The following is a 17,008-nucleotide window of genomic DNA, read 5'->3' on the forward strand; positions in this document are numbered from 1 at the left end:
GATGCTGGTATCACAAATTCTGAAGTCAAAATCCGAGGACGTCGTGGTCACTGTACCGCCGGGGATGCTGATATCCGATGCGGCCAAGATGCTGTCGGAAAAGCGGATCGGAACCTTGGTGATATCGGCAGACGGTAAGAAGGCAATGGGCATCCTGTCAGAACGTGACATCGTGCGCGAGCTTGGCAATCAGGGTGCAGCGGTGCTGAGCCTGAGCGTGGACAAGCTGATGACCAGCAAGCTGGTGACCTGCAGCCGCGATGATCGCGCAGACGAAATCCTGCAAAAGATGACCGAAGGCCGGTTCCGCCACATGCCCGTTGTAGAAGACGGCACACTGGTTGGAATTGTGACCCTTGGCGATGTGGTCAAAGCACGCCTGACCGAGCTTTCTATGGAGAAAAATGCCCTTGAAGGCATGATTATGGGCCACTAACCCGGTTGCACCTGCCGGCAAGCCATGTTTGCTTGCGCCATATCTTGAATCCACGTCTGGAAGCTTCATGCGCATTGGCCTTTATCCCGGCACCTTTGATCCGATCACGCTTGGACATATCGACATTATTCGCCGCGCAACCACGCTTGTGGACAAGCTGGTCATCGGTGTCGCGATCAACCGGGACAAGGGCCCGTTGTTTTCGCTTGAAGAGCGTGTTGAGATGCTGGAGGCGGAATGCGCGGGGTTAAGTAAGGCCACTGGCGTTGAAATCGTTGCGCACCCTTTTGAGAACCTTCTGATCGACTGTGCACGCGATGTGGGGGCGCAGATCATCGTGCGCGGCCTGCGTGCCGTGGCAGATTTTGAGTACGAGTACCAAATGGTCGGGATGAATCGTCAGCTTGATAAATCGATCGAGACCGTGTTCCTGATGGCCGAGGCACAGCATCAGGCGATTGCCAGCAAGCTGGTCAAGGAAATAGCGCGGCTGGATGGCGACGTGAGCAAATTCGTCACGCCGCTTGTGAATGAAAAGCTGCTGGAAAAGCTGGGCAAGGCCTTACCCGACGAATTGCCTAACCCAGCCTGAGCGCGGCTAGAGCATCGATCCCATCACCCGCGCGACGTCAAGCATGCGGTTCGAGAACGCCCATTCATTATCATACCAGGCCAACACCCGGACAAGGTTGCCCTGCTGGATAGACGTTTGATCACAGGCATGGATGGCAGAGCGGGGGTCATGGTTGAAATCCATTGAGACGAGCTTGCGATCCGTCACGCCCAGAATACCATTGAGCGGGCCTTCTGCTGCCGCACGCATTGCGTCGTTGACCTCGTCTTGGGTGGTGTTCTTCAAGGTTTCGACCACCAGATCGACGCAGGACACGTTCGGGACGGGGACGCGGACAGCAGTACCCGTAATCAGCCCGTCAAGATGCGGCAGCACCACGCCAAGCGTATCTGCGGCCCCGGTGGTGGTTGGGATCATCGACATGGCTGCGGCGCGGGCGCGGTACAGATCGTCATGTGCGCGGTCATGAACTGGCTGGGTTCCGGTGTAGCTGTGCACCGTTGTCATATGGCCTCGGATAATTCCGAAGCCCTCGTGCAGGACATGCGCCACGGGGACAAGGCAGTTGGTGGTGCAGGACGCGTTGCTGATGATCTGGTCCGAGGCGTCTATCAGGTCATGGTTTACCCCATATACGATCGTTTTGATGTCGCCTTTCGCCGGGGCTGAAATCAGCACACGCTTTGATCCGTTCCTGAGGTGCAGTGCTGCTTTTTCAGGAGTGCGAAAGAAGCCGGTGCATTCCAGTGCGATGTCCACATCATCCCATGGCAGCTTGTGGGGATCACGCTCTGCCGTCACGCGGATCGCGCCACGCCCCACGTCCATGGTACCGTCACCAAGGATGACAGAACGCCCATACCTGCCATGGACCGAGTCGAACTCGAACAGATGCCCATTGGTATCGAGGGGCGCTAGATCATTGATCGCGATTACTTCCAGATCATCTTGGGGTCGATCCATCAGCGCCCGAAGTACCATGCGACCAATGCGGCCAAACCCGTTGATGGCAAGTTTTACAGTCATGGCATCACCTTTTGATCAAATTTCTGATCCAGAAAATGGCCGAGTTATGCCACCTGTCAACGGGTCCACGCCGGGAAATAAGTACCAATACAATTTAAGTAAATCGCGTCTGCCTAGCGCCAGAACGCAACCCACTCGATCAATTCAAGCATCTTCTTGCCCAAAAAGACGAGGTGCTCGGTGCCGTAGAACATCGTGTCCAACACCAAGGCGGCGATCAGGATCAGACCCAGAACGATGGCGATCAGATTGGTCACGTGGCGGCTCCGTTGCGATGGCCCCGATATGACAGGGCCGGTGCAACCGCGCAAGGCTTTGACGTTGATGGGTTAACCCAGGTTGCCCATGGCGACCGCAACATCCGCCATCCGGACTGAGAAGGCCCATTCGTTATCGTACCAACCCAAGACGCGCACCGTGCGACCGGCGACAACGATGGTCTGATCGGGGGCGAAAATGCAGCTTTCCTCGGTGTGATTGAAGTCGATGCTGACCTTCTGTTCGGGATCATATCCCAGTACGCCCTTCATGTGGCCTTCGGCAGCGGCCTTGGCGGCGGCGTTGACTTCTTCGACCGTCACATCGCGCGAGGCTGTGAATGTCAGATCGACAGCAGAGACGTTGGGCGTAGGCACGCGCATTGCAGTGCCGTCCAGTTTGCCTTTAAGCGCAGGCAGAACTTCACCCAGGGCCTTGGCGGCGCCTGTCGAGGTCGGGATCAGCGCCATAGCGGCGGCACGTGCGCGGTAAAGATCGCTGTGGCGCCGGTCCAGTGTGGGTTGGTCGCCGGTGTAGCTGTGGATCGTGGTCATCAGGCCGGATTCGATCCCGATTGCCTCGTGCATGACCTTTGCCATCGGAGCGAGGCAGTTCGTCGTGCAAGATCCGTTAGAGATCATCCGGTCAGATTTTTGCAGCGTGTCGTGGTTCACTCCGTAGACGACCGTCCGGTCCACATTCTTGCCGGGGGCCGACAGCAAAACGCGTTTGGCCCCTTGCTCCAGATGTACACCCGCCTTGTTACCGTCATTGAACTTGCCCGTGCACTCAAGCACGACATCGCAACCAGTCCAGTCCAGTTCTTCAAGGTTATAGGTCGACATCACCTCGATATCGTTTTGACCAAGGTTCATATATCCGTTGTCGATGGTGATCTCGCCTGGGAAGCGCCCATGGACTGAATCATATTTCAGCAAATGTGCAGCGGTCTCGATAGGGCCGGTGGCATTGATCTTGACGACTTCGATATCGTCCCGTGCAGAAGCCGCGATGTGGCTGAGCGTACAGCGGCCGATGCGGCCAAATCCGTTGATGCCGACTTTGATTGCCATGGGGTGTCCTTCCGGGGATGTCTTGGTCGCTCTATAACGGGGAGTCTCGGATGGGTTAAAGGGGGAAAGCTGCCATCGAAGCGCCTGTTAGCGCTAAATACTTATGTTAGCGATAAAGGGGTTGTTTATCTGGGATTTGCTCGGTCACCAGAACAGGCTAAGTCTGATGAAAGCACGAAAGGAACGAGATCATGAGCGGCTTGATTGCCTTGCTGGATGACGTAGCCGCGATTGCCAAAGTGGCCGCGTCTTCGATTGATGACGTGATTGGTCAAGCGACCAAGGCCGGGACCAAAGCTGCTGGTGCGGTGATTGACGATGCCGCAGTCACGCCAAAGTACGTGCATGGTTTCGATGCGAGCCGCGAATTGCCAGTGATCTGGCGGATCACGAAAGGGTCCTTCCGCAACAAGCTGGTGTTTTTGTTGCCTGCCGGACTTGCGTTGTCAAATTTCGCACCTTGGGCGATTGCGCCATTGTTGATGCTGGGCGGTGCATACCTGTGCTTTGAAGGGGCTGAAAAAGTCGCTCATGCATTTGGCTTCGGTCACGGTCACGAGGATTTTCCGCACAAAGATGAAGTCGTTGAGGACCCTGCGCATCTGGAAGAGGAAAAGGCCCAAGGGGCGATCAAGACTGATTTCATTCTGTCTGCGGAGATCATGACCATCTCTCTGGCTGCGATCCCGCCAAGCAACTTCTGGATGGAGGCGGCAACCCTTGCCGCCGTGGCGGTGATGATTACTGTCGCGGTCTATGGTGCGGTCGCGCTGATCGTGAAGATGGACGATCTGGGACTGGCGATGGCAAACAAGGGCCGGCTTGGCCTGACGCGTACCTTGGGGCGTGGGCTGGTTCGGGGGATGCCGGGTTTCTTGAAGGCGCTGACAGTCGTTGGCACGGCGGCAATGTTGTGGGTCGGCGGATCGATTATTGTGCATGGGCTGGAAGAATTGGGTTTTGGCACCTTGGGTCACCTGATCCACGACTGGTCTGTTGTCGCGGCACATGCTGTACCGCCAGCATTGGAAGGGGCTACCGAATGGGCTTCCAAAGCGGTTATGGACGGCATCCTGGGCTTGGCACTCGGTCTGATCCTGATTCCAATAGGTGAGAAGATCATCACGCCACTATGGCGGAGCATTTTCAGCCGGAAGTCCCGCAGCCACGCCTGATATCGGTGAATAATATTTCCGGGTGAGAACGTGGGTGTGGAACTGACCGCCGGGTCAGCGCAAATCGCGCAGAGCCGTAGTCATCAAAATGCCGGCGGCGACGGCTTGCCCGCCAAGAACGTAGATCAAGAAAGCGCTTGCACCCGATCCACCAAAGGACAGCCAAACGACGGCCATAGCCAGTCCGGAGCAAAGTGCAGCCATCAAAACGGCAAGGGGCATGTAGCTTCCTTTCTTCAGCGGAAAGACCTCGAACGCTAAGGTGCGCTTGAAGAACTAACATCCGGTTAACCTCAGTGAAAATCAACCATAAGTTACTATTTCCCGGACGTGCCAGCTTAAAAAATATCTTGTCATTTCCTGGCAGTAACACGCTGAGGAAAAGCGGTTTATTGCCGATTCACCATTTGCACAAACCAGCAAAAAGCTCCAACCATCGCTGATCGGGGCTCAAAGCAATAATTACTGTGAGTTGTGTTCAGAGCAAGTCTTTGGCGGCCGCCGCAACACCTTCGGCGGTGATTCCAAACTTCTCAAACAACTCTTCCGCCGGGGCAGAGGCACCGAAACGGTCCATGCCAACAAAGGCCGCCTTGCCGAACTTGCCACGCTCACCGAAAAGCCAGCGATCCCAGCCTTGGCGCACGCCAGCCTCAACGCCGACGCGCACCGCGCCACCGGGCAGCACCCGCTTGCGATAGGCTTCGTCCTGTGCGGCAAAAAGCTCCATGCAGGGCATGGAAACGACGCGCACGCCAATGCCTTCGGCCTGCAAAAGGTCGCGTGCGGCCAAGGCAACGCTCACCTCAGAGCCGGTGGCGATCAGGATCACCTGCCGTTTTCCCTCAGCGTCTGCCAGCACGTAGGCGCCTTTTTCGACCATGTTGGTGTTCTTATGCTCTGTCCGCACGGTGGGCAGCCCCTGGCGGGTCAGTGACAGAACAGAGGGCGTGTTCTTGGACGAAAAGGCGATCTCCCAGCTTTCGGCTGTTTCGATCGTATCGGCGGGCCGGAATACATAGGTGTTCGGGGTCGCACGGCTGATGGCAAGGTGCTCAACCGGTTGGTGCGTCGGGCCGTCTTCCCCCAGACCGATGGAATCATGTGTCATAACGAAAACCGTCGGAATTTTCATCAGCGCGGCAAGGCGCATGGACGGACGGGCGTAATCAGTAAAGCACATGAAAGTACCACCGTAGGGGCGTATCCCGCCATGCAGCGCCATACCGTTCATCGCTGCGGCCATGCCGTGTTCGCGCACGCCCCAATAGACATAGCGGCCCCCCCGGTTGTCGGTGTCAAAGACACCCAAATCACCGGTCTTGGTGTTGTTGGACCCGGTCAGGTCGGCCGAACCGCCAACCGTTTCGGGCAGGATGGGGTTGAGGACCTCGAGCACTTTCTCGGATGAGGCGCGTGTGGCCAGCTTGGGCGCGGCTTCGCTCATTTGCTTCTTGAACGCCTTGATCGTCGCGCTCAGTTTCTTCGGCGTCTCAAAGGCCAGTGCGCGATTGAATGTCTCCCGCTTCGAACGCGGCATCTTGTCAAAACGTTCTTCCCACGCGGCCCGTTCTGACGCGCCACGCTTGCCGATCTCTTCCCAAGCGGATTTCACGTCGCCGGGCACCTCAAACGGGCCGGTCGTCCAGCCGTAGGCGGCTTTGGCAGCTGCCATCTGGTCGGCGTCCGTCAGTGCGCCGTGACCTTTTGACGTGTCCTGCGCGGCATGGCCAAGCGCGATATGCGTTTTGCAGGCGATCATGGTCGGCTGATCAGATTTGCGGGCCTCGGTCAGCGCGGCGTCGATCTCGTTTGGATTATGACCATCGATTTCGATTGTGTGCCAGCCAGCGGCCTTGAAACGCGCAACCTGGTCGGTGCTGTCAGACAGGGTTACGGGACCGTCGATGGTGATGTTGTTGTTGTCCCAAAGTACGATCAGCTTGGAAAGCTGGTGGCGGCCTGCAAGCGTGATCGCTTCCTGGCTTACACCTTCCATCAGGCAACCGTCACCGGCGATAACGTAGGTATGATGATCTACAACCTTTGCACCGTAGTGCGCACGCTGGATTTCCTCTGCCATGGCAAAGCCAACAGAATTGGCAATGCCCTGACCCAATGGACCTGTCGTCGTCTCGACGGCGTCGGCAAGGAAGTTTTCCGGGTGGCCCGCAGTGCGCGCGCCCATCTGACGGAAATTCTTGATCTCTTCGATGGGGAACTGCGCGTCACCTACAAGATGCAGGATGGAGTACAGCAGCATGGACCCGTGACCCGCTGACAGAATGAACCGGTCACGATCAGGCCAGAGCGGGTCTGCCGCATCGAACTTGAGATGCTTTTCAAACAGAACCGTAGCGACATCCGCCATGCCCATGGGCATGCCAGAATGGCCGGAATTCGCTTCGGCCACTGCATCAAGCGTAAGCGCGCGAATGGCGGTCGCTTTGGACCAGTGATCAGGGTGGGCGGTGCGCAGGGCGTTCAGATCCAAGGGGGATGTCCTTATGCGTGAATGAGGGCCAGTTGGGCCGTGCATACCAGCAGACCCGCAAAGTTCAAGCCAAAGGCGGTTTGGCGCTAAAATCGTGCTGACGCATCGGATCAGCTTTGCCGTTCAAGTGGCTGATCTCAAACGGGGGGCGCATTCATTTGTTTCTTTGGGTAGGATTAGAGAAAAGCAGCCTTTGGGCGATTCGCAGCATGTGCTGTGCCGGGGCTGGCTGACAGAATGACGCGTTTTAGTGGGGAGTATCTGGGCAATGAGTAACATCGACGAACTGCAACGTCGCATCACCACCGCCATGGACCGTGTGGCCCAGGGGTTGGACAAGATCGGGGGGGCGCCGACCGGACCCGATCCCGAAACAATGCAGGCCTTGGAAGACGAACGCACCGCCAATGCCCAGCTGACCGAACGCGTGCGCGCGCTCAAGACCAAGTCGGACAACGAAATGGCTGCAATGCGTGCACAGCTGGAAGAAGGCGAAGCGCGCATGGCGCAGCTTGATATTGAGCTCCAGCGTCTGCGCCGGGCCAACGAACAATTGACCGATGCCTGCGCGGCGCTGCGCGACGCCAATAATGAAGGGGTTGGCGATCCGCACCTGATCAACAAGGCGATGCTCGCCGAACTGGATGGACTGCGCGCCGCACGTGCGTCGGATGTGGCCGAAAGCAGCGCTATTCTGGCTGCACTTACGCCGCTGTTGGACGGCGCGGGTGATGCCCCTGCAAGCAAAGAGGAGAACGCCTGATGCCAGAGGTACGGATCACCATTGGAGGTCGTCAATTTGAAGTGGCCTGTCAGGACGGAGAAGAGGCGTACCTGCACGCCGCGGCCAAGATGCTTGATGACGAGGCGCAGGTGCTGAGCGATCAGGTGGGTCGAATGCCCGAAGCCCGCATGCTGCTGATGGCTGGCCTGCTCTTGGCTGACAAGACGGCAAGTGTCGAGGATCGCATTGCGGAGGTACGCGCAGAGCTTGCCGAACGCGAGGCCGAATTAGCGGGTCTGCGTAACGCCACGGTCGAGCCCGAACGGATCGAAGTGCCGATTGTACCGCAACAGGTGAGCGATACGCTGGCGGAACTTGCCGCACAGGCCGAGGCTTTGGCAGCGGCAGTCGAGGAGAAGGCCGGGTAGGGCGCTTCACCATGCGCTCAACCTTTATGACCAAACAAATAGGTCGCTTCTGCCGGACCGCCTTGTTGTGACATCAAAACGCTCGTTTTTTTTTGGTTTGAGGTCTAGAGCAAAGTAACCGGCTGGAAACTGGGCAGGCATGTCAAGAATTGCGAAAATCCTTGTCGCGGGGATGCTTGTCCTGACTGCAATCATCTTTGCTAAACTGGCGTACCTCCAACTCAGCGGCAATTTTATGAAGTGGTAGCCGGACAGGTATTTCTTGTCGGCCAGATGGACGGTCAGAAACTGGCAAGATGGAAACGAGAGCACGATAGCGTCAGTGTTCTCAACCTGCTGGGCAGAACGATGGTGAAGACTGGTGCGAAACGGAACGTGCCGTGACGGATCGGTTGGTGATTAAACATGTCGATTTCCGCATGTCGGCAAGCACTGAACTGACGGACAAGGAAGTTCATGCGCTGCTTGACGAAATGCGCAAGGCCCCCAAGCCATTGCTGATCCACTGCAAGGCTGGTTCAGACAGAACCGGGATTGCGTCCGCACGATATGTCGCCGGCATCGAAGGCCGGGACGAGGACGAGGCAGAGTGGCATTTGTCACTTGCCTATGGGCACATCAGTCTTCCGTGGATCAGCAGTGCTTGGGCGATGGACGTGACATGGGAACGTATTGAATCTTGGCTGGTATTTCCCGACAGCTAGACGTCAGTCTTATAGAAGGTGCTGGGGCAACCGGCTCAGGTCACGTTGCTTGGCAACATTGAGGTCGCGCGGGTGGGAAAGCTGACTGCCAGTTTGCGGGCGATGTCCTTGTTCAAAAGGACCGTGATCGCATTGGCCATTGCCGGTGATTTTTCCATCATTTTTTCAAGCGCATCGGTATTCCAGACAACATAGTCGCTGCCCTGTCGCGCCACGACCGTGGCTGTCGCGCCGCCGCCCAGAAGAAACGAAATCTCACCAAGAAAGGTGCCTGGATCGAGTTCTGCGTGCTGGGTGCCCCGGATCACGTTGAAACCCGGCGAGATGGTCAAGAACAGCTTTCCCGGTGCAACCCCCTCATCAAGCAAGAGGGATTCGTCGCAATTCCTTACGATCCGAGCCAATTGCATCATCTTACGGAACTGTCCTGGATTGAAATTCGGGAAAGAGCGGTAGAGCGATAGCATTTCCTCGGACATGCCGACGGTAGAGCGTTCGCGAATAATCCGCCAGATCACTACGATGTTGGCCGCGCCAATCAACACGCTTGCCGCGATGGCGTCCCAAAGTGGCGACTGGGTAATATAGAAATAGTAGAGGATGTAGAACGTTGTCCCCAACAGCAGAAATATGCGCAGAATCAATTCTTTTCTGGTCAACAGGCCCAGTACGTAACAAATCGTTGCGATGTGTACGAAAACCTCTGCCGAGGTAAAGTAATTGTAGATCGCGGGCATGAAAAACCGTTCCGTTTGAAATCACGGAACGGTACTTTTTTACCTTGGGAATGCAAGTTGTGAGCTGTCATTCACGCAGCTGTTTTTGCGGGCGATTAAGGTCAATCAGCCGTTGGCTTCACGAATTTTTTCGGCAGCATCTTTGTCGTAGGTCACGCCATTTTCGTCGAACATGCTGTCCAGCTCACCCGACAGCGTCATCTCGGTGATGATGTCGCAACCGCCAACAAATTCGCCTTTGACGTAGAGCTGAGGAATGGTGGGCCAGTCAGAGAAGTCCTTGATGCCCTGACGGATGTCCTCGTCCGCCAGTACGTTCACATCGGAATATTCGACTCCCATGTAATTCAGGACCCCGGCAACGCGGGAGGAAAAGCCGCACTGTGGCATTTCCTTGGTGCCTTTCATGAAAAGCACCACGTCGCTTGAAGTGATGGTGTCCTTGATCCGGTTTGCTGCATCGCTCATTTTTTCGGGTCCTTCGATTTGTCTTTTTGAAACGCGTCGTAGTAACGCGCGGCATAGGTTTCATCATCCGCCAGCGGTGCCACATCGGTATCGGCACGACCGAAAAAGCCGGACTTGCTGAGCCAGTTTGTCTGTCCGCGCTCAAGGCTTTCGTTGCGGCGGTTAGCACGGCTGACTTCTTCAAGGTCCAGCCCCTCCATTCCCAGCGGCACATCGCGCACGCGGCGTTCTGGCTGACGCGAGGCAAGAGGGCGGTAAGTGCCCTGCTGAGCACGGTACTGCGCATAGGCTGTCACGCCGACACCCAACAGAACCGCGATAAGGAGATAGACCCACATCCGTTCAGCCCGGCGCCTTGGTGGTCAGCGCCAGCGCATGTAGTTCGCCGTTGGGGCCGTCCATCTTGCCCTTCAGGGCGGCGTAGACCGCGCGCTGCTGCTGAACGCGGTTCATCCCCTTGAAAGAAGGATCAATCACCATGGCGGCCATATGCACGCCATCCTCACCCTGAACGGTGATTTCGGCGTCTGGAAAGGCGGCGCGGATCAGTTCTTCTAACTCGTGGGCTTGCATGGGCATGTAGGTCGCTCCGGCGTGGTCGATATCTGGCTAAGATGTAGTCGGGGGGAGGTCGCTGTGCAAGCGAGCTTGACGCATTCTTTTGTCCGGGCTTTCATCCGCGGTGTTATCTGATTGAGCGCGGGCAAGCCGCGCATTACATTATTTGTTGAAGGGGCGCTTCAGGCCCACCGTCCCAGAAGGTCCGCAGCCGCCATCACGAGGTCCTGCCGTGCCAGAGCGCTGTCCGGGGTTAAAGAGAAATCGCCGCCTCCCCTGAAGGGGCCCCTCGGCGATTTATCTTGAACCCCGGCCACCTCTCTGGCGCGACTGGCCCGCGCGACGGCGGCTCCGGACCAGAGGGAGATAAGGGAGGACGACATGCAGCATCAGGAAACCGCACCAGAGCAGGCGCTGGCCTGGGTAGAGGCCGGGAAATCTGTCGCCCTGGCCACAGTGATAGAGACATGGGGGTCTGCCCCGAGGCGCGTAGGTGCGCAGATGGTGATTTCCGACCAGGGAGAAATGGAAGGCTCGGTCTCGGGCGGTTGTGTCGAGGGCGCCGTAGTGGTCGAGGCGTTGGAGGTGTTGCAGGAGGGCGGCACGCGGGTACTTGAATACGGCGTGAGTGATGGTGACGCATTCGCTGTCGGGCTGGCCTGTGGAGGCAACATCCGCATTTTGGTGGAACCGGTGGGCGACAAGGGCATGCCGGTGGAAATGTTGCGTCAACTGGGCGCGGCACGTGCCGCGCGCCAGCCGGTTGCATATGAGGTGGCCCTGGACGGCGCTGCGCGCAGGCTGATGCGCGAAGGGCATGAGGCACGGTTTCGAATGGACCGGTCAGGGTTGAGCGAGGATGGGGCGACCTTTGTCGCAATACACAACCCGCCTTTACGATTGATCGTGGTAGGGGGCGTGCATATCGCGCAACATCTTGTCGGAATGGCCCGCGATGTTGGGTTTGATCCGGTTGTGGTCGACCCGCGCGAGGCTTTCGGATCACAATTGCGTTTTCCCGGCACGCGGGTTGTCAATGACTGGCCCGATGACGCACTGGCAGAGATCGGCGTGGACGCGCGCACGGCGCTTGTCTTGTTGACCCATGATCCCAAGCTGGATGATCCGGCCTTGCACGTAGCGTTGCGATCCGAGTGTTTCTACATCGGTGCGCTTGGCAGCACGCGGACCCATGCCAGTCGGGTGGCGCGGCTGAAGGAGGCCGGGTTCCCGGATACAGAGATTGCGCGCATACACGGTCCTGTCGGGCTGAACATCGGGGCGGCGGGGCCATCAGAGATTGCGGTGTCGATTTTGGCCCAAATGATTCAGAGGTTGAGGCAGGGATGAGGTTTGGTCCTGTTGATCTGAAAGACGCGGAAGGCGCGGTTCTGGCGCATTCGGTGGGCCTTAAGAAGGGACGTCTGCGCAAGGGGCGGGTTCTGAATGCGGGGGATGTGGCGGCGCTGGCGGATGTCGGTGTCAGGCAGGTCATTGTCGCCCGGCTGGAAGCAGCTGATGTTGGCGAGGATGATGCAGCGCAGGCGCTGGCCAAAGCAGTCTTGGGCGGGGCAGATGGGTTGCAGGTGACGGTGCCGTTCACCGGTCGGGTTAATCTACTGGCCAAGGGACCCGGTGTAGTGGCACTTGATGTGGCGGCCCTGGAAGCCGTGAACTCGGTAGACCCGATGATTACCATCGCGACAGTGCCGCCTTGGCAGCAGATGGCCAAAGGCGGGATGGTCGCCACGATCAAGATCATCTCTTACGCTGTTGCGCGCTCCGATCTTGATCGCGCGATTGCAGCCGCAGGGAACGGCGCAATTGAATATCGTCGCCCGCAAATTGCGTCGGCAAAGCTGATCATCACGGAAATTCCGGGTGGTGTCGGGGACAAGGGGGCCAAGGCGATTTCAGATAGGCTCAAGGCTTTAAACGTTGAGCTGAGCGGGATCGAGATGGTGCCACACGAAGAAATCGCCCTGCGGGATGCGATACTCCAGGCACCAGATGAGCTGATCATGGTCCTGACCGGGTCTGCGACCTCAGACCCTCATGATGTCGCACCGAATGCCGTGCGCGCGGCTGGCGGCACAGTGGCGCGGTTTGGGATGCCTGTTGATCCGGGCAACCTTTTGTTCATCGGAGAGCTGGCAGGCAGGCCGGTGATCGGCCTGCCGGGATGCGCCCGGGCGCCGGCTTTGAATGGCGCGGACTGGGTATTGAGCAGGGTGATTTGCGGCGTGCCCGTCAGTTCGGCGGATATTGCGGGTATGGGTGTGGGCGGCCTTTTGAAAGAGATACCTACACGGCCGCAACCGCGCCGGGGGCGTGGATCCGAGTGAGTATGGCAGAGCTGCAGATTGTTCGGGCCAGCGAGGTAAGCGAGGCGCAGTTAAGGCTGGGGATGATCGCCGGGTTCTCGGGCTACGCAGCGGCGATGCAGCCAGATGAACAGGCGTTCGCTTTTATGATGGGTCAGCGGGGACTGAAAAAAGAGATGTCTTGGGTGGCGCTTTCTGAAGATCGGGTCATTGCGGTCTGGCTGGTTTCGGTGGACGGTGGCACAGGATATCTGATTGCCAGCGGCACCGATCCTGATTTTCGGGGGCAAGGTATCGCGCGCCGGCTGGCAGAGACGGCGCTGCGTTGTTTGCGTGACGGGCGCGTCCGAAGATTCCAGACCGAGGTGATGGATGGAAATGAGGCTGCTTTCGCGCTGTATCGCAGTCTTGGTATGGAAGTGGAACGGGAGCTTGCCTGTTTTGACTTGTCCGGGGTGGCTGCATCTTTCCGCGGACAGCTGGCAGTAGGTCCTGTGTCATGGCGCAGTATCATGGATGAGACCCCAGCATGCCGAGACTGGTCACCAACATGGCAGAACAACGATGCGGCCATGGAGCGTGTCGAAGACGGGATTTATTGCCTGGGGGTCAGGGATGCCGACGGGCTTGCGGGCTATGCCGTGTTGTTGCGTGCTACCGGAGCGATTGCACAAATCGCGGTGCGGCCTGACCGGCGACGCGCTGGTGTGGGCCGCGCTATGATTGAGGGACTGTTTCCTGTACTGGATGGGAAGCCTTTGCGCGTGCTGAACGCGGATGCAAGTGATGCGGGGTTCGCAGCTTTCATGACAGCTCTTGGCGCGGAACCCATGGTCGGCCAACGGGAGTTGGCTTGTCGGCTTTAAGCGGAAATGCTCCGCTCGATCCGCAGTGCAGGGTGCAATATACTGCATTGCCCTGCCTTATCTTGAAAACAATCATTTTTTCGGTTCTCAACTGGGCTGACCCGTGCTTAACTCCCCCCAAACAAGAACACTCAGGGAGGAAGATATGACACAGGTCAAAATGACCGTGAACGGCAAGGATGCGTCGGGTGACGTCGAGGGCCGCACACTGCTGGCGCAGTTTCTACGAGACGATCTTGGGCTGACGGGCACACACATCGGCTGCGACACCAGCCAGTGCGGCGCTTGCGTGGTCCATGTGAACGGCGAAGCTGTTAAGGCTTGCACAATGCTGGCGGTTGAGGCCGATGGCGCGGAAGTGGCGACGATCGAGGGGCAGGCAAACGCTGACGGCTCTCTCAACGTGATCCAGCAGGCGTTTCAGGATCATCACGGACTTCAGTGCGGGTTCTGCACGCCTGGCATGGTGATGTCGGCCGCAGCGCTTTTGAAGGAAAACCCAAAGCCGACCGAGGCGGATGTGCGTCACTATCTGGACGGCAACATTTGCCGCTGCACCGGCTACCACAACATCGTGAAAGCGATCATGGCAGCATCGGGTCAGGACGTCAGCGCCATCGCGGCTGAATAAGAATACCTAAGAAAGAACGTTCCTTACGCCTGCCGTGCGGGACGAAACAGGTAATCATTCGAGGGCGTGCCAACTGCAAGCCCCACCCAGGGAGGAAATAACATGCCAAAAGATGGCGGAATTGGTGCCAGCAGCAAGCGGCGCGAAGACGTCCGGTTTTTGACCGGCAACGGAAATTACACGGATGACATAAACCTGCGCGGACAGGCCTATGTGCATTTTCTGCGTTCGGACATCGCGCATGGCACATTGAAGTCGGTGGACACATCGGCCGCCGAAGGCATGCCGGGTGTGGTGCAGATTTTCACCGGCAAGGACTTTGAGGCCGTGGGCGGGATGCCATGTGGCTGGCAGGTGACCGACAAGCACGGTCAACCCATGCAGGAACCGGGACATCCGGTGCTGGCACAGGGCAAGGTACGCCATGTGGGTGAGCCGATTGCTGCGGTTGTGGCCGAGACTTACGAGCAGGCCCGCGATGCGGCAGAAGCCATCGTGCTCGACATCGACGAACTGCCCGCAGTCGTCGACATGAAAGAAGCCGTTAAGGACGGCGCGCCCAAGGTCCACGACGATCTGACGTCAAACCTTTGTTATGACTGGGGTTTTGTCGAGGAAAACAAAGGCGCCGTAGACGAAGCCTTCAATAATGCAGCGCATGTCACCACGCTTGAGCTGACCAACAATCGTCTGATCGCAAACCCGATGGAACCGCGCGTGGCGGTGGGCGACTATTCCCGTTCGGGCGGGGAGCATACGCTTTATACCACCTCGCAGAACCCGCATGTGATCCGCCTGTTGATGGGCGCCTTCGTGCTGGGCATTCCAGAGCACAAGCTGCGGGTCGTGGCCCCTGACGTGGGCGGCGGTTTCGGCACCAAGATCTTCCACTATCAGGAAGAAGCGTTCTGTACCTTTGCGGCCAAGGCCTGCAATCGTCCGGTCAAGTGGACATCCACCCGGTCCGAAGCTTTCATGTCGGATGCCCATGGCCGCGATCACGTGACCAAGATCGAGCTGGCGTTGGATGCGGACAACAACTTTACCGCGCTGCGCACGGATACCTACGCGAACATGGGTGCGTATCTGTCGACATTCGCACCTTCCGTGCCGACCTGGCTGCACGGCACGTTGATGGCGGGTAACTACAAAACGCCCCTGATCTACGTGAACGTGAAGGCGGTCTTTACCAACACGGTGCCAGTGGATGCCTATCGCGGGGCTGGTCGCCCTGAGGCGACATACCAACTTGAGCGTCTGGTGGACAAAGCAGCGCACGAGCTTGGCGTCGATCCGATTGCCCTGCGCCGTCAGAACTTCATCACTGAATTCCCCTACGCCACGCCTGTGGCGGTGGAATACGATACCGGTGACTACGTCGCGACGATGGACAAGCTTGAAGAGATGGCGGACATCGCTGGTTTTGCGGCGCGCCGCAAAGAGAGCGAGGCCAAGGGCAAACTGCGCGGCTTTGGCGTGAACTGCTACATTGAGGCCTGTGGCATCGCGCCATCGAACCTTGTGGGGCAGCTGGGCGCACGCGCTGGTCTGTATGAATCTGCAACGGTTCGAGTGAACGCAACTGGCGGTCTGGTTGTCATGACCGGCTCTCACAGTCACGGACAGGGGCACGAGACGTCCTTTGCGCAGGTTGTGGCCGAGATGATCGGCATCGACGAGAACATGATCGAGATCGTTCACGGCGATACGGCCAGAACGCCGATGGGCATGGGCACCTATGGCTCCCGCTCCATTGCGGTGGGCGGATCGGCCATGGTGCGCGCGACCGAAAAGATCATCGCCAAGGCCAAGAAGATCGCCTCGCACCTGCTCGAAGCCTCCGAAGGCGATATCGAGTTGAAGGACGGTGCGTTCAGCGTTGCAGGGACTGACAAGTCCGTGGCTTGGGGCGACGTGACCTTGGCCGCCTATGTGCCGCACAACTATCCGCTTGAGGATATTGAGCCGGGTCTGGAAGAAACCGCGTTCTATGATCCGTCGAACTTCACCTATCCATCGGGGGCATACGCTTGCGAAGTCGAGCTGGACCCCGAAACAGGTCAGGTGACGATTGAGCGCTTCTCGGCTGCAGATGACTTTGGCAACATCATCAATCCGATGATCGTAACCGGTCAGGTTCATGGTGGTCTGGCGCAGGGCATCGGGCAGGCATTGCTTGAGAACTGTGTCTATGACAGCGACGGTCAGCTGCTCAGCGCGTCCTACATGGACTACGCCATGCCACGGGCTGCGGACCTGCCGTTCTATGACGTCGACCATTCCTGCCAGACACCTTGCACGCACAACCCATTGGGCGTGAAAGGCTGCGGCGAGGCGGGGGCCATTGGCTCACCCCCGGCGGTGGTCAACGCGGTGATCGACGCAATGCGGTCAGGCGGCAAGGACGTGGCGCATATCGACATGCCCGTGTCCCCGGCGCGTGTCTGGGCCGCGATGAACGGTTGATGTGAAACAGGGCTCCGGGTGCTTCCCGGAGCCGAGGATTTTTGAAAGGGTGACGGACAGGCGGGA

At 58.2% G+C, this 17,008-nt stretch carries 20 protein-coding genes; 11 read left to right on the forward strand and 9 right to left on the reverse strand.

Annotated elements, in window-relative coordinates:
• The first annotated feature begins 1 nt into the window (after position 1).
• Entirely contained in the window at positions 2–436 is a 435-nt protein-coding gene (locus tag GV827_RS06445; RefSeq protein ID WP_164352970.1) for a CBS domain-containing protein, read from the forward strand.
• 67 nt (positions 437–503) lie between these two features.
• On the forward strand, positions 504–1,028 hold the full coding sequence (gene coaD, locus GV827_RS06450; protein ID WP_164352971.1) for a pantetheine-phosphate adenylyltransferase: 525 nt from the start codon (positions 504–506) through the stop codon (positions 1,026–1,028).
• A gap of 6 nt (positions 1,029–1,034) precedes the next feature.
• Here the strand turns inward: coaD and gap (GV827_RS06455) are convergent, their stop codons facing one another.
• The 3 genes from gap (GV827_RS06455) to gap (GV827_RS06460) all read right to left on the reverse strand — a co-directional run bounded on the left by gap (GV827_RS06455) (position 1,035) and on the right by gap (GV827_RS06460) (position 3,367).
• Positions 1,035–2,036 carry a type I glyceraldehyde-3-phosphate dehydrogenase gene (gene gap, locus GV827_RS06455; protein WP_164352972.1) on the reverse strand — a complete coding sequence of 334 codons (1,002 nt, stop codon included), beginning with the start codon at positions 2,034–2,036 and terminating at the stop codon, positions 1,035–1,037.
• Positions 2,037–2,149: 113 nt separating this feature from the next.
• A complete protein-coding gene (locus GV827_RS23345) occupies positions 2,150–2,293 on the reverse strand; it encodes a hypothetical protein (protein ID WP_235930283.1) in 144 nt (47 codons plus the stop codon).
• Positions 2,294–2,365: 72 nt separating this feature from the next.
• Positions 2,366–3,367, reverse strand: a complete 1,002-nt coding sequence (gene gap, locus GV827_RS06460; RefSeq protein WP_164352973.1) for a type I glyceraldehyde-3-phosphate dehydrogenase — start codon at positions 3,365–3,367, stop codon at positions 2,366–2,368.
• Between the two features lie 191 nt (positions 3,368–3,558).
• Between gap (GV827_RS06460) and GV827_RS06465 the strand changes: the two genes are divergently transcribed.
• Positions 3,559–4,542: a DUF808 domain-containing protein gene (locus GV827_RS06465; protein ID WP_164352974.1), complete on the forward strand. Its 984-nt coding sequence runs from the start codon at positions 3,559–3,561 to the stop codon at positions 4,540–4,542.
• A 54-nt stretch (positions 4,543–4,596) separates the two neighbouring features.
• Here GV827_RS06465 and GV827_RS06470 read toward each other — a convergent pair whose 3' ends face one another.
• Both GV827_RS06470 and tkt read right to left on the reverse strand, forming a co-directional pair.
• Positions 4,597–4,764 carry a hypothetical protein gene (locus GV827_RS06470; RefSeq protein ID WP_164352975.1) on the reverse strand — a complete coding sequence of 56 codons (168 nt, stop codon included), beginning with the start codon at positions 4,762–4,764 and terminating at the stop codon, positions 4,597–4,599.
• Positions 4,765–5,020: 256 nt separating this feature from the next.
• Positions 5,021–7,036 (reverse strand): transketolase, encoded by a 2,016-nt coding sequence (gene tkt / locus GV827_RS06475; protein WP_164352976.1) that lies wholly within the window; start codon positions 7,034–7,036, stop codon positions 5,021–5,023.
• A 268-nt stretch (positions 7,037–7,304) separates the two neighbouring features.
• On the opposite strand from tkt, the gene GV827_RS06480 reads away from it, so the two are divergent.
• The 3 genes from GV827_RS06480 (at position 7,305) to GV827_RS06490 (ending at position 8,892) form a co-directional block, all read left to right on the forward strand.
• Positions 7,305–7,799 (forward strand): hypothetical protein, encoded by a 495-nt coding sequence (locus tag GV827_RS06480; protein WP_164352977.1) that lies wholly within the window; start codon positions 7,305–7,307, stop codon positions 7,797–7,799.
• Positions 7,799–8,188 carry a cell division protein ZapA gene (locus tag GV827_RS06485; RefSeq protein WP_164352978.1) on the forward strand — a complete coding sequence of 130 codons (390 nt, stop codon included), beginning with the start codon at positions 7,799–7,801 and terminating at the stop codon, positions 8,186–8,188. Before GV827_RS06480 ends, GV827_RS06485 begins: the two co-directional genes overlap by 1 nt.
• Before the next feature lie 380 nt (positions 8,189–8,568).
• Positions 8,569–8,892 (forward strand): tyrosine-protein phosphatase, encoded by a 324-nt coding sequence (locus tag GV827_RS06490; protein WP_164352979.1) that lies wholly within the window; start codon positions 8,569–8,571, stop codon positions 8,890–8,892.
• 35 nt (positions 8,893–8,927) lie between these two features.
• Here GV827_RS06490 and GV827_RS06495 read toward each other — a convergent pair whose 3' ends face one another.
• The 4 genes from GV827_RS06495 to GV827_RS06510 all read right to left on the reverse strand — a co-directional run bounded on the left by GV827_RS06495 (position 8,928) and on the right by GV827_RS06510 (position 10,676).
• A complete protein-coding gene (locus tag GV827_RS06495) occupies positions 8,928–9,629 on the reverse strand; it encodes a hypothetical protein (RefSeq protein WP_164352980.1) in 702 nt (233 codons plus the stop codon).
• 105 nt (positions 9,630–9,734) lie between these two features.
• Positions 9,735–10,097, reverse strand: coding sequence for a Grx4 family monothiol glutaredoxin (gene grxD, locus GV827_RS06500; protein WP_164352981.1), 363 nt, complete (start codon positions 10,095–10,097; stop codon positions 9,735–9,737).
• Entirely contained in the window at positions 10,094–10,435 is a 342-nt protein-coding gene (locus tag GV827_RS06505; protein WP_235930263.1) for a hypothetical protein, read from the reverse strand. Before GV827_RS06505 ends, grxD begins: the two co-directional genes overlap by 4 nt.
• 4 nt (positions 10,436–10,439) lie before the next feature.
• Positions 10,440–10,676, reverse strand: coding sequence for a BolA/IbaG family iron-sulfur metabolism protein (locus GV827_RS06510; protein ID WP_164352982.1), 237 nt, complete (start codon positions 10,674–10,676; stop codon positions 10,440–10,442).
• A 360-nt stretch (positions 10,677–11,036) separates the two neighbouring features.
• Between GV827_RS06510 and GV827_RS06515 the strand changes: the two genes are divergently transcribed.
• The 5 genes from GV827_RS06515 (at position 11,037) to GV827_RS06535 (ending at position 16,942) form a co-directional block, all read left to right on the forward strand.
• Positions 11,037–12,005, forward strand: a complete 969-nt coding sequence (locus GV827_RS06515) for an XdhC family protein (protein WP_164352983.1) — start codon at positions 11,037–11,039, stop codon at positions 12,003–12,005.
• Positions 12,002–13,000, forward strand: a complete 999-nt coding sequence (locus GV827_RS06520; RefSeq protein WP_164352984.1) for a molybdopterin-binding protein — start codon at positions 12,002–12,004, stop codon at positions 12,998–13,000. Before GV827_RS06515 ends, GV827_RS06520 begins: the two co-directional genes overlap by 4 nt.
• 2 nt (positions 13,001–13,002) lie before the next feature.
• Positions 13,003–13,845 carry a GNAT family N-acetyltransferase gene (locus tag GV827_RS06525; RefSeq protein WP_164352985.1) on the forward strand — a complete coding sequence of 281 codons (843 nt, stop codon included), beginning with the start codon at positions 13,003–13,005 and terminating at the stop codon, positions 13,843–13,845.
• 145 nt (positions 13,846–13,990) lie between these two features.
• Positions 13,991–14,476, forward strand: a complete 486-nt coding sequence (locus GV827_RS06530) for a (2Fe-2S)-binding protein (RefSeq protein ID WP_164352986.1) — start codon at positions 13,991–13,993, stop codon at positions 14,474–14,476.
• A 102-nt stretch (positions 14,477–14,578) separates the two neighbouring features.
• A complete protein-coding gene (locus GV827_RS06535; RefSeq protein ID WP_164352987.1) occupies positions 14,579–16,942 on the forward strand; it encodes a xanthine dehydrogenase family protein molybdopterin-binding subunit in 2,364 nt (787 codons plus the stop codon).
• Positions 16,943–17,008: the final 66 nt, after the last annotated feature.

Origin of the sequence: Sulfitobacter sediminilitoris (assembly GCF_010667575.1) — a bacterium.
Lineage (GTDB): Bacteria > Pseudomonadota > Alphaproteobacteria > Rhodobacterales > Rhodobacteraceae > Sulfitobacter > Sulfitobacter sediminilitoris.

Bases quoted from the DNA above. Each gene is read 5' to 3' on its own strand.
- GV827_RS06445 (WP_164352970.1), top strand. From the start codon at position 2: ATGCTGGTATCACAAATTCTGAAGTCAAAATCCGAGGACGTCGTGGTC.
- coaD (WP_164352971.1), top strand. From the start codon at position 504: ATGCGCATTGGCCTTTATCCCGGCACCTTTGATCCGATCACGCTTGGA.
- gap (WP_164352972.1), bottom strand. From the start codon at position 2,036: ATGACTGTAAAACTTGCCATCAACGGGTTTGGCCGCATTGGTCGCATG.
- gap (WP_164352973.1), bottom strand. From the start codon at position 3,367: ATGGCAATCAAAGTCGGCATCAACGGATTTGGCCGCATCGGCCGCTGT.
- GV827_RS06465 (WP_164352974.1), top strand. From the start codon at position 3,559: ATGAGCGGCTTGATTGCCTTGCTGGATGACGTAGCCGCGATTGCCAAA.
- GV827_RS06470 (WP_164352975.1), bottom strand. From the start codon at position 4,764: ATGCCCCTTGCCGTTTTGATGGCTGCACTTTGCTCCGGACTGGCTATG.
- GV827_RS06480 (WP_164352977.1), top strand. From the start codon at position 7,305: ATGAGTAACATCGACGAACTGCAACGTCGCATCACCACCGCCATGGAC.
- GV827_RS06485 (WP_164352978.1), top strand. From the start codon at position 7,799: ATGCCAGAGGTACGGATCACCATTGGAGGTCGTCAATTTGAAGTGGCC.
- GV827_RS06495 (WP_164352980.1), bottom strand. From the start codon at position 9,629: ATGCCCGCGATCTACAATTACTTTACCTCGGCAGAGGTTTTCGTACAC.
- grxD (WP_164352981.1), bottom strand. From the start codon at position 10,097: ATGAGCGATGCAGCAAACCGGATCAAGGACACCATCACTTCAAGCGAC.
- GV827_RS06505 (WP_235930263.1), bottom strand. From the start codon at position 10,435: ATGTGGGTCTATCTCCTTATCGCGGTTCTGTTGGGTGTCGGCGTGACA.
- GV827_RS06510 (WP_164352982.1), bottom strand. From the start codon at position 10,676: ATGCCCATGCAAGCCCACGAGTTAGAAGAACTGATCCGCGCCGCCTTT.
- GV827_RS06515 (WP_164352983.1), top strand. From the start codon at position 11,037: ATGCAGCATCAGGAAACCGCACCAGAGCAGGCGCTGGCCTGGGTAGAG.
- GV827_RS06520 (WP_164352984.1), top strand. From the start codon at position 12,002: ATGAGGTTTGGTCCTGTTGATCTGAAAGACGCGGAAGGCGCGGTTCTG.
- GV827_RS06525 (WP_164352985.1), top strand. From the start codon at position 13,003: ATGGCAGAGCTGCAGATTGTTCGGGCCAGCGAGGTAAGCGAGGCGCAG.
- GV827_RS06530 (WP_164352986.1), top strand. From the start codon at position 13,991: ATGACACAGGTCAAAATGACCGTGAACGGCAAGGATGCGTCGGGTGAC.
- GV827_RS06535 (WP_164352987.1), top strand. From the start codon at position 14,579: ATGCCAAAAGATGGCGGAATTGGTGCCAGCAGCAAGCGGCGCGAAGAC.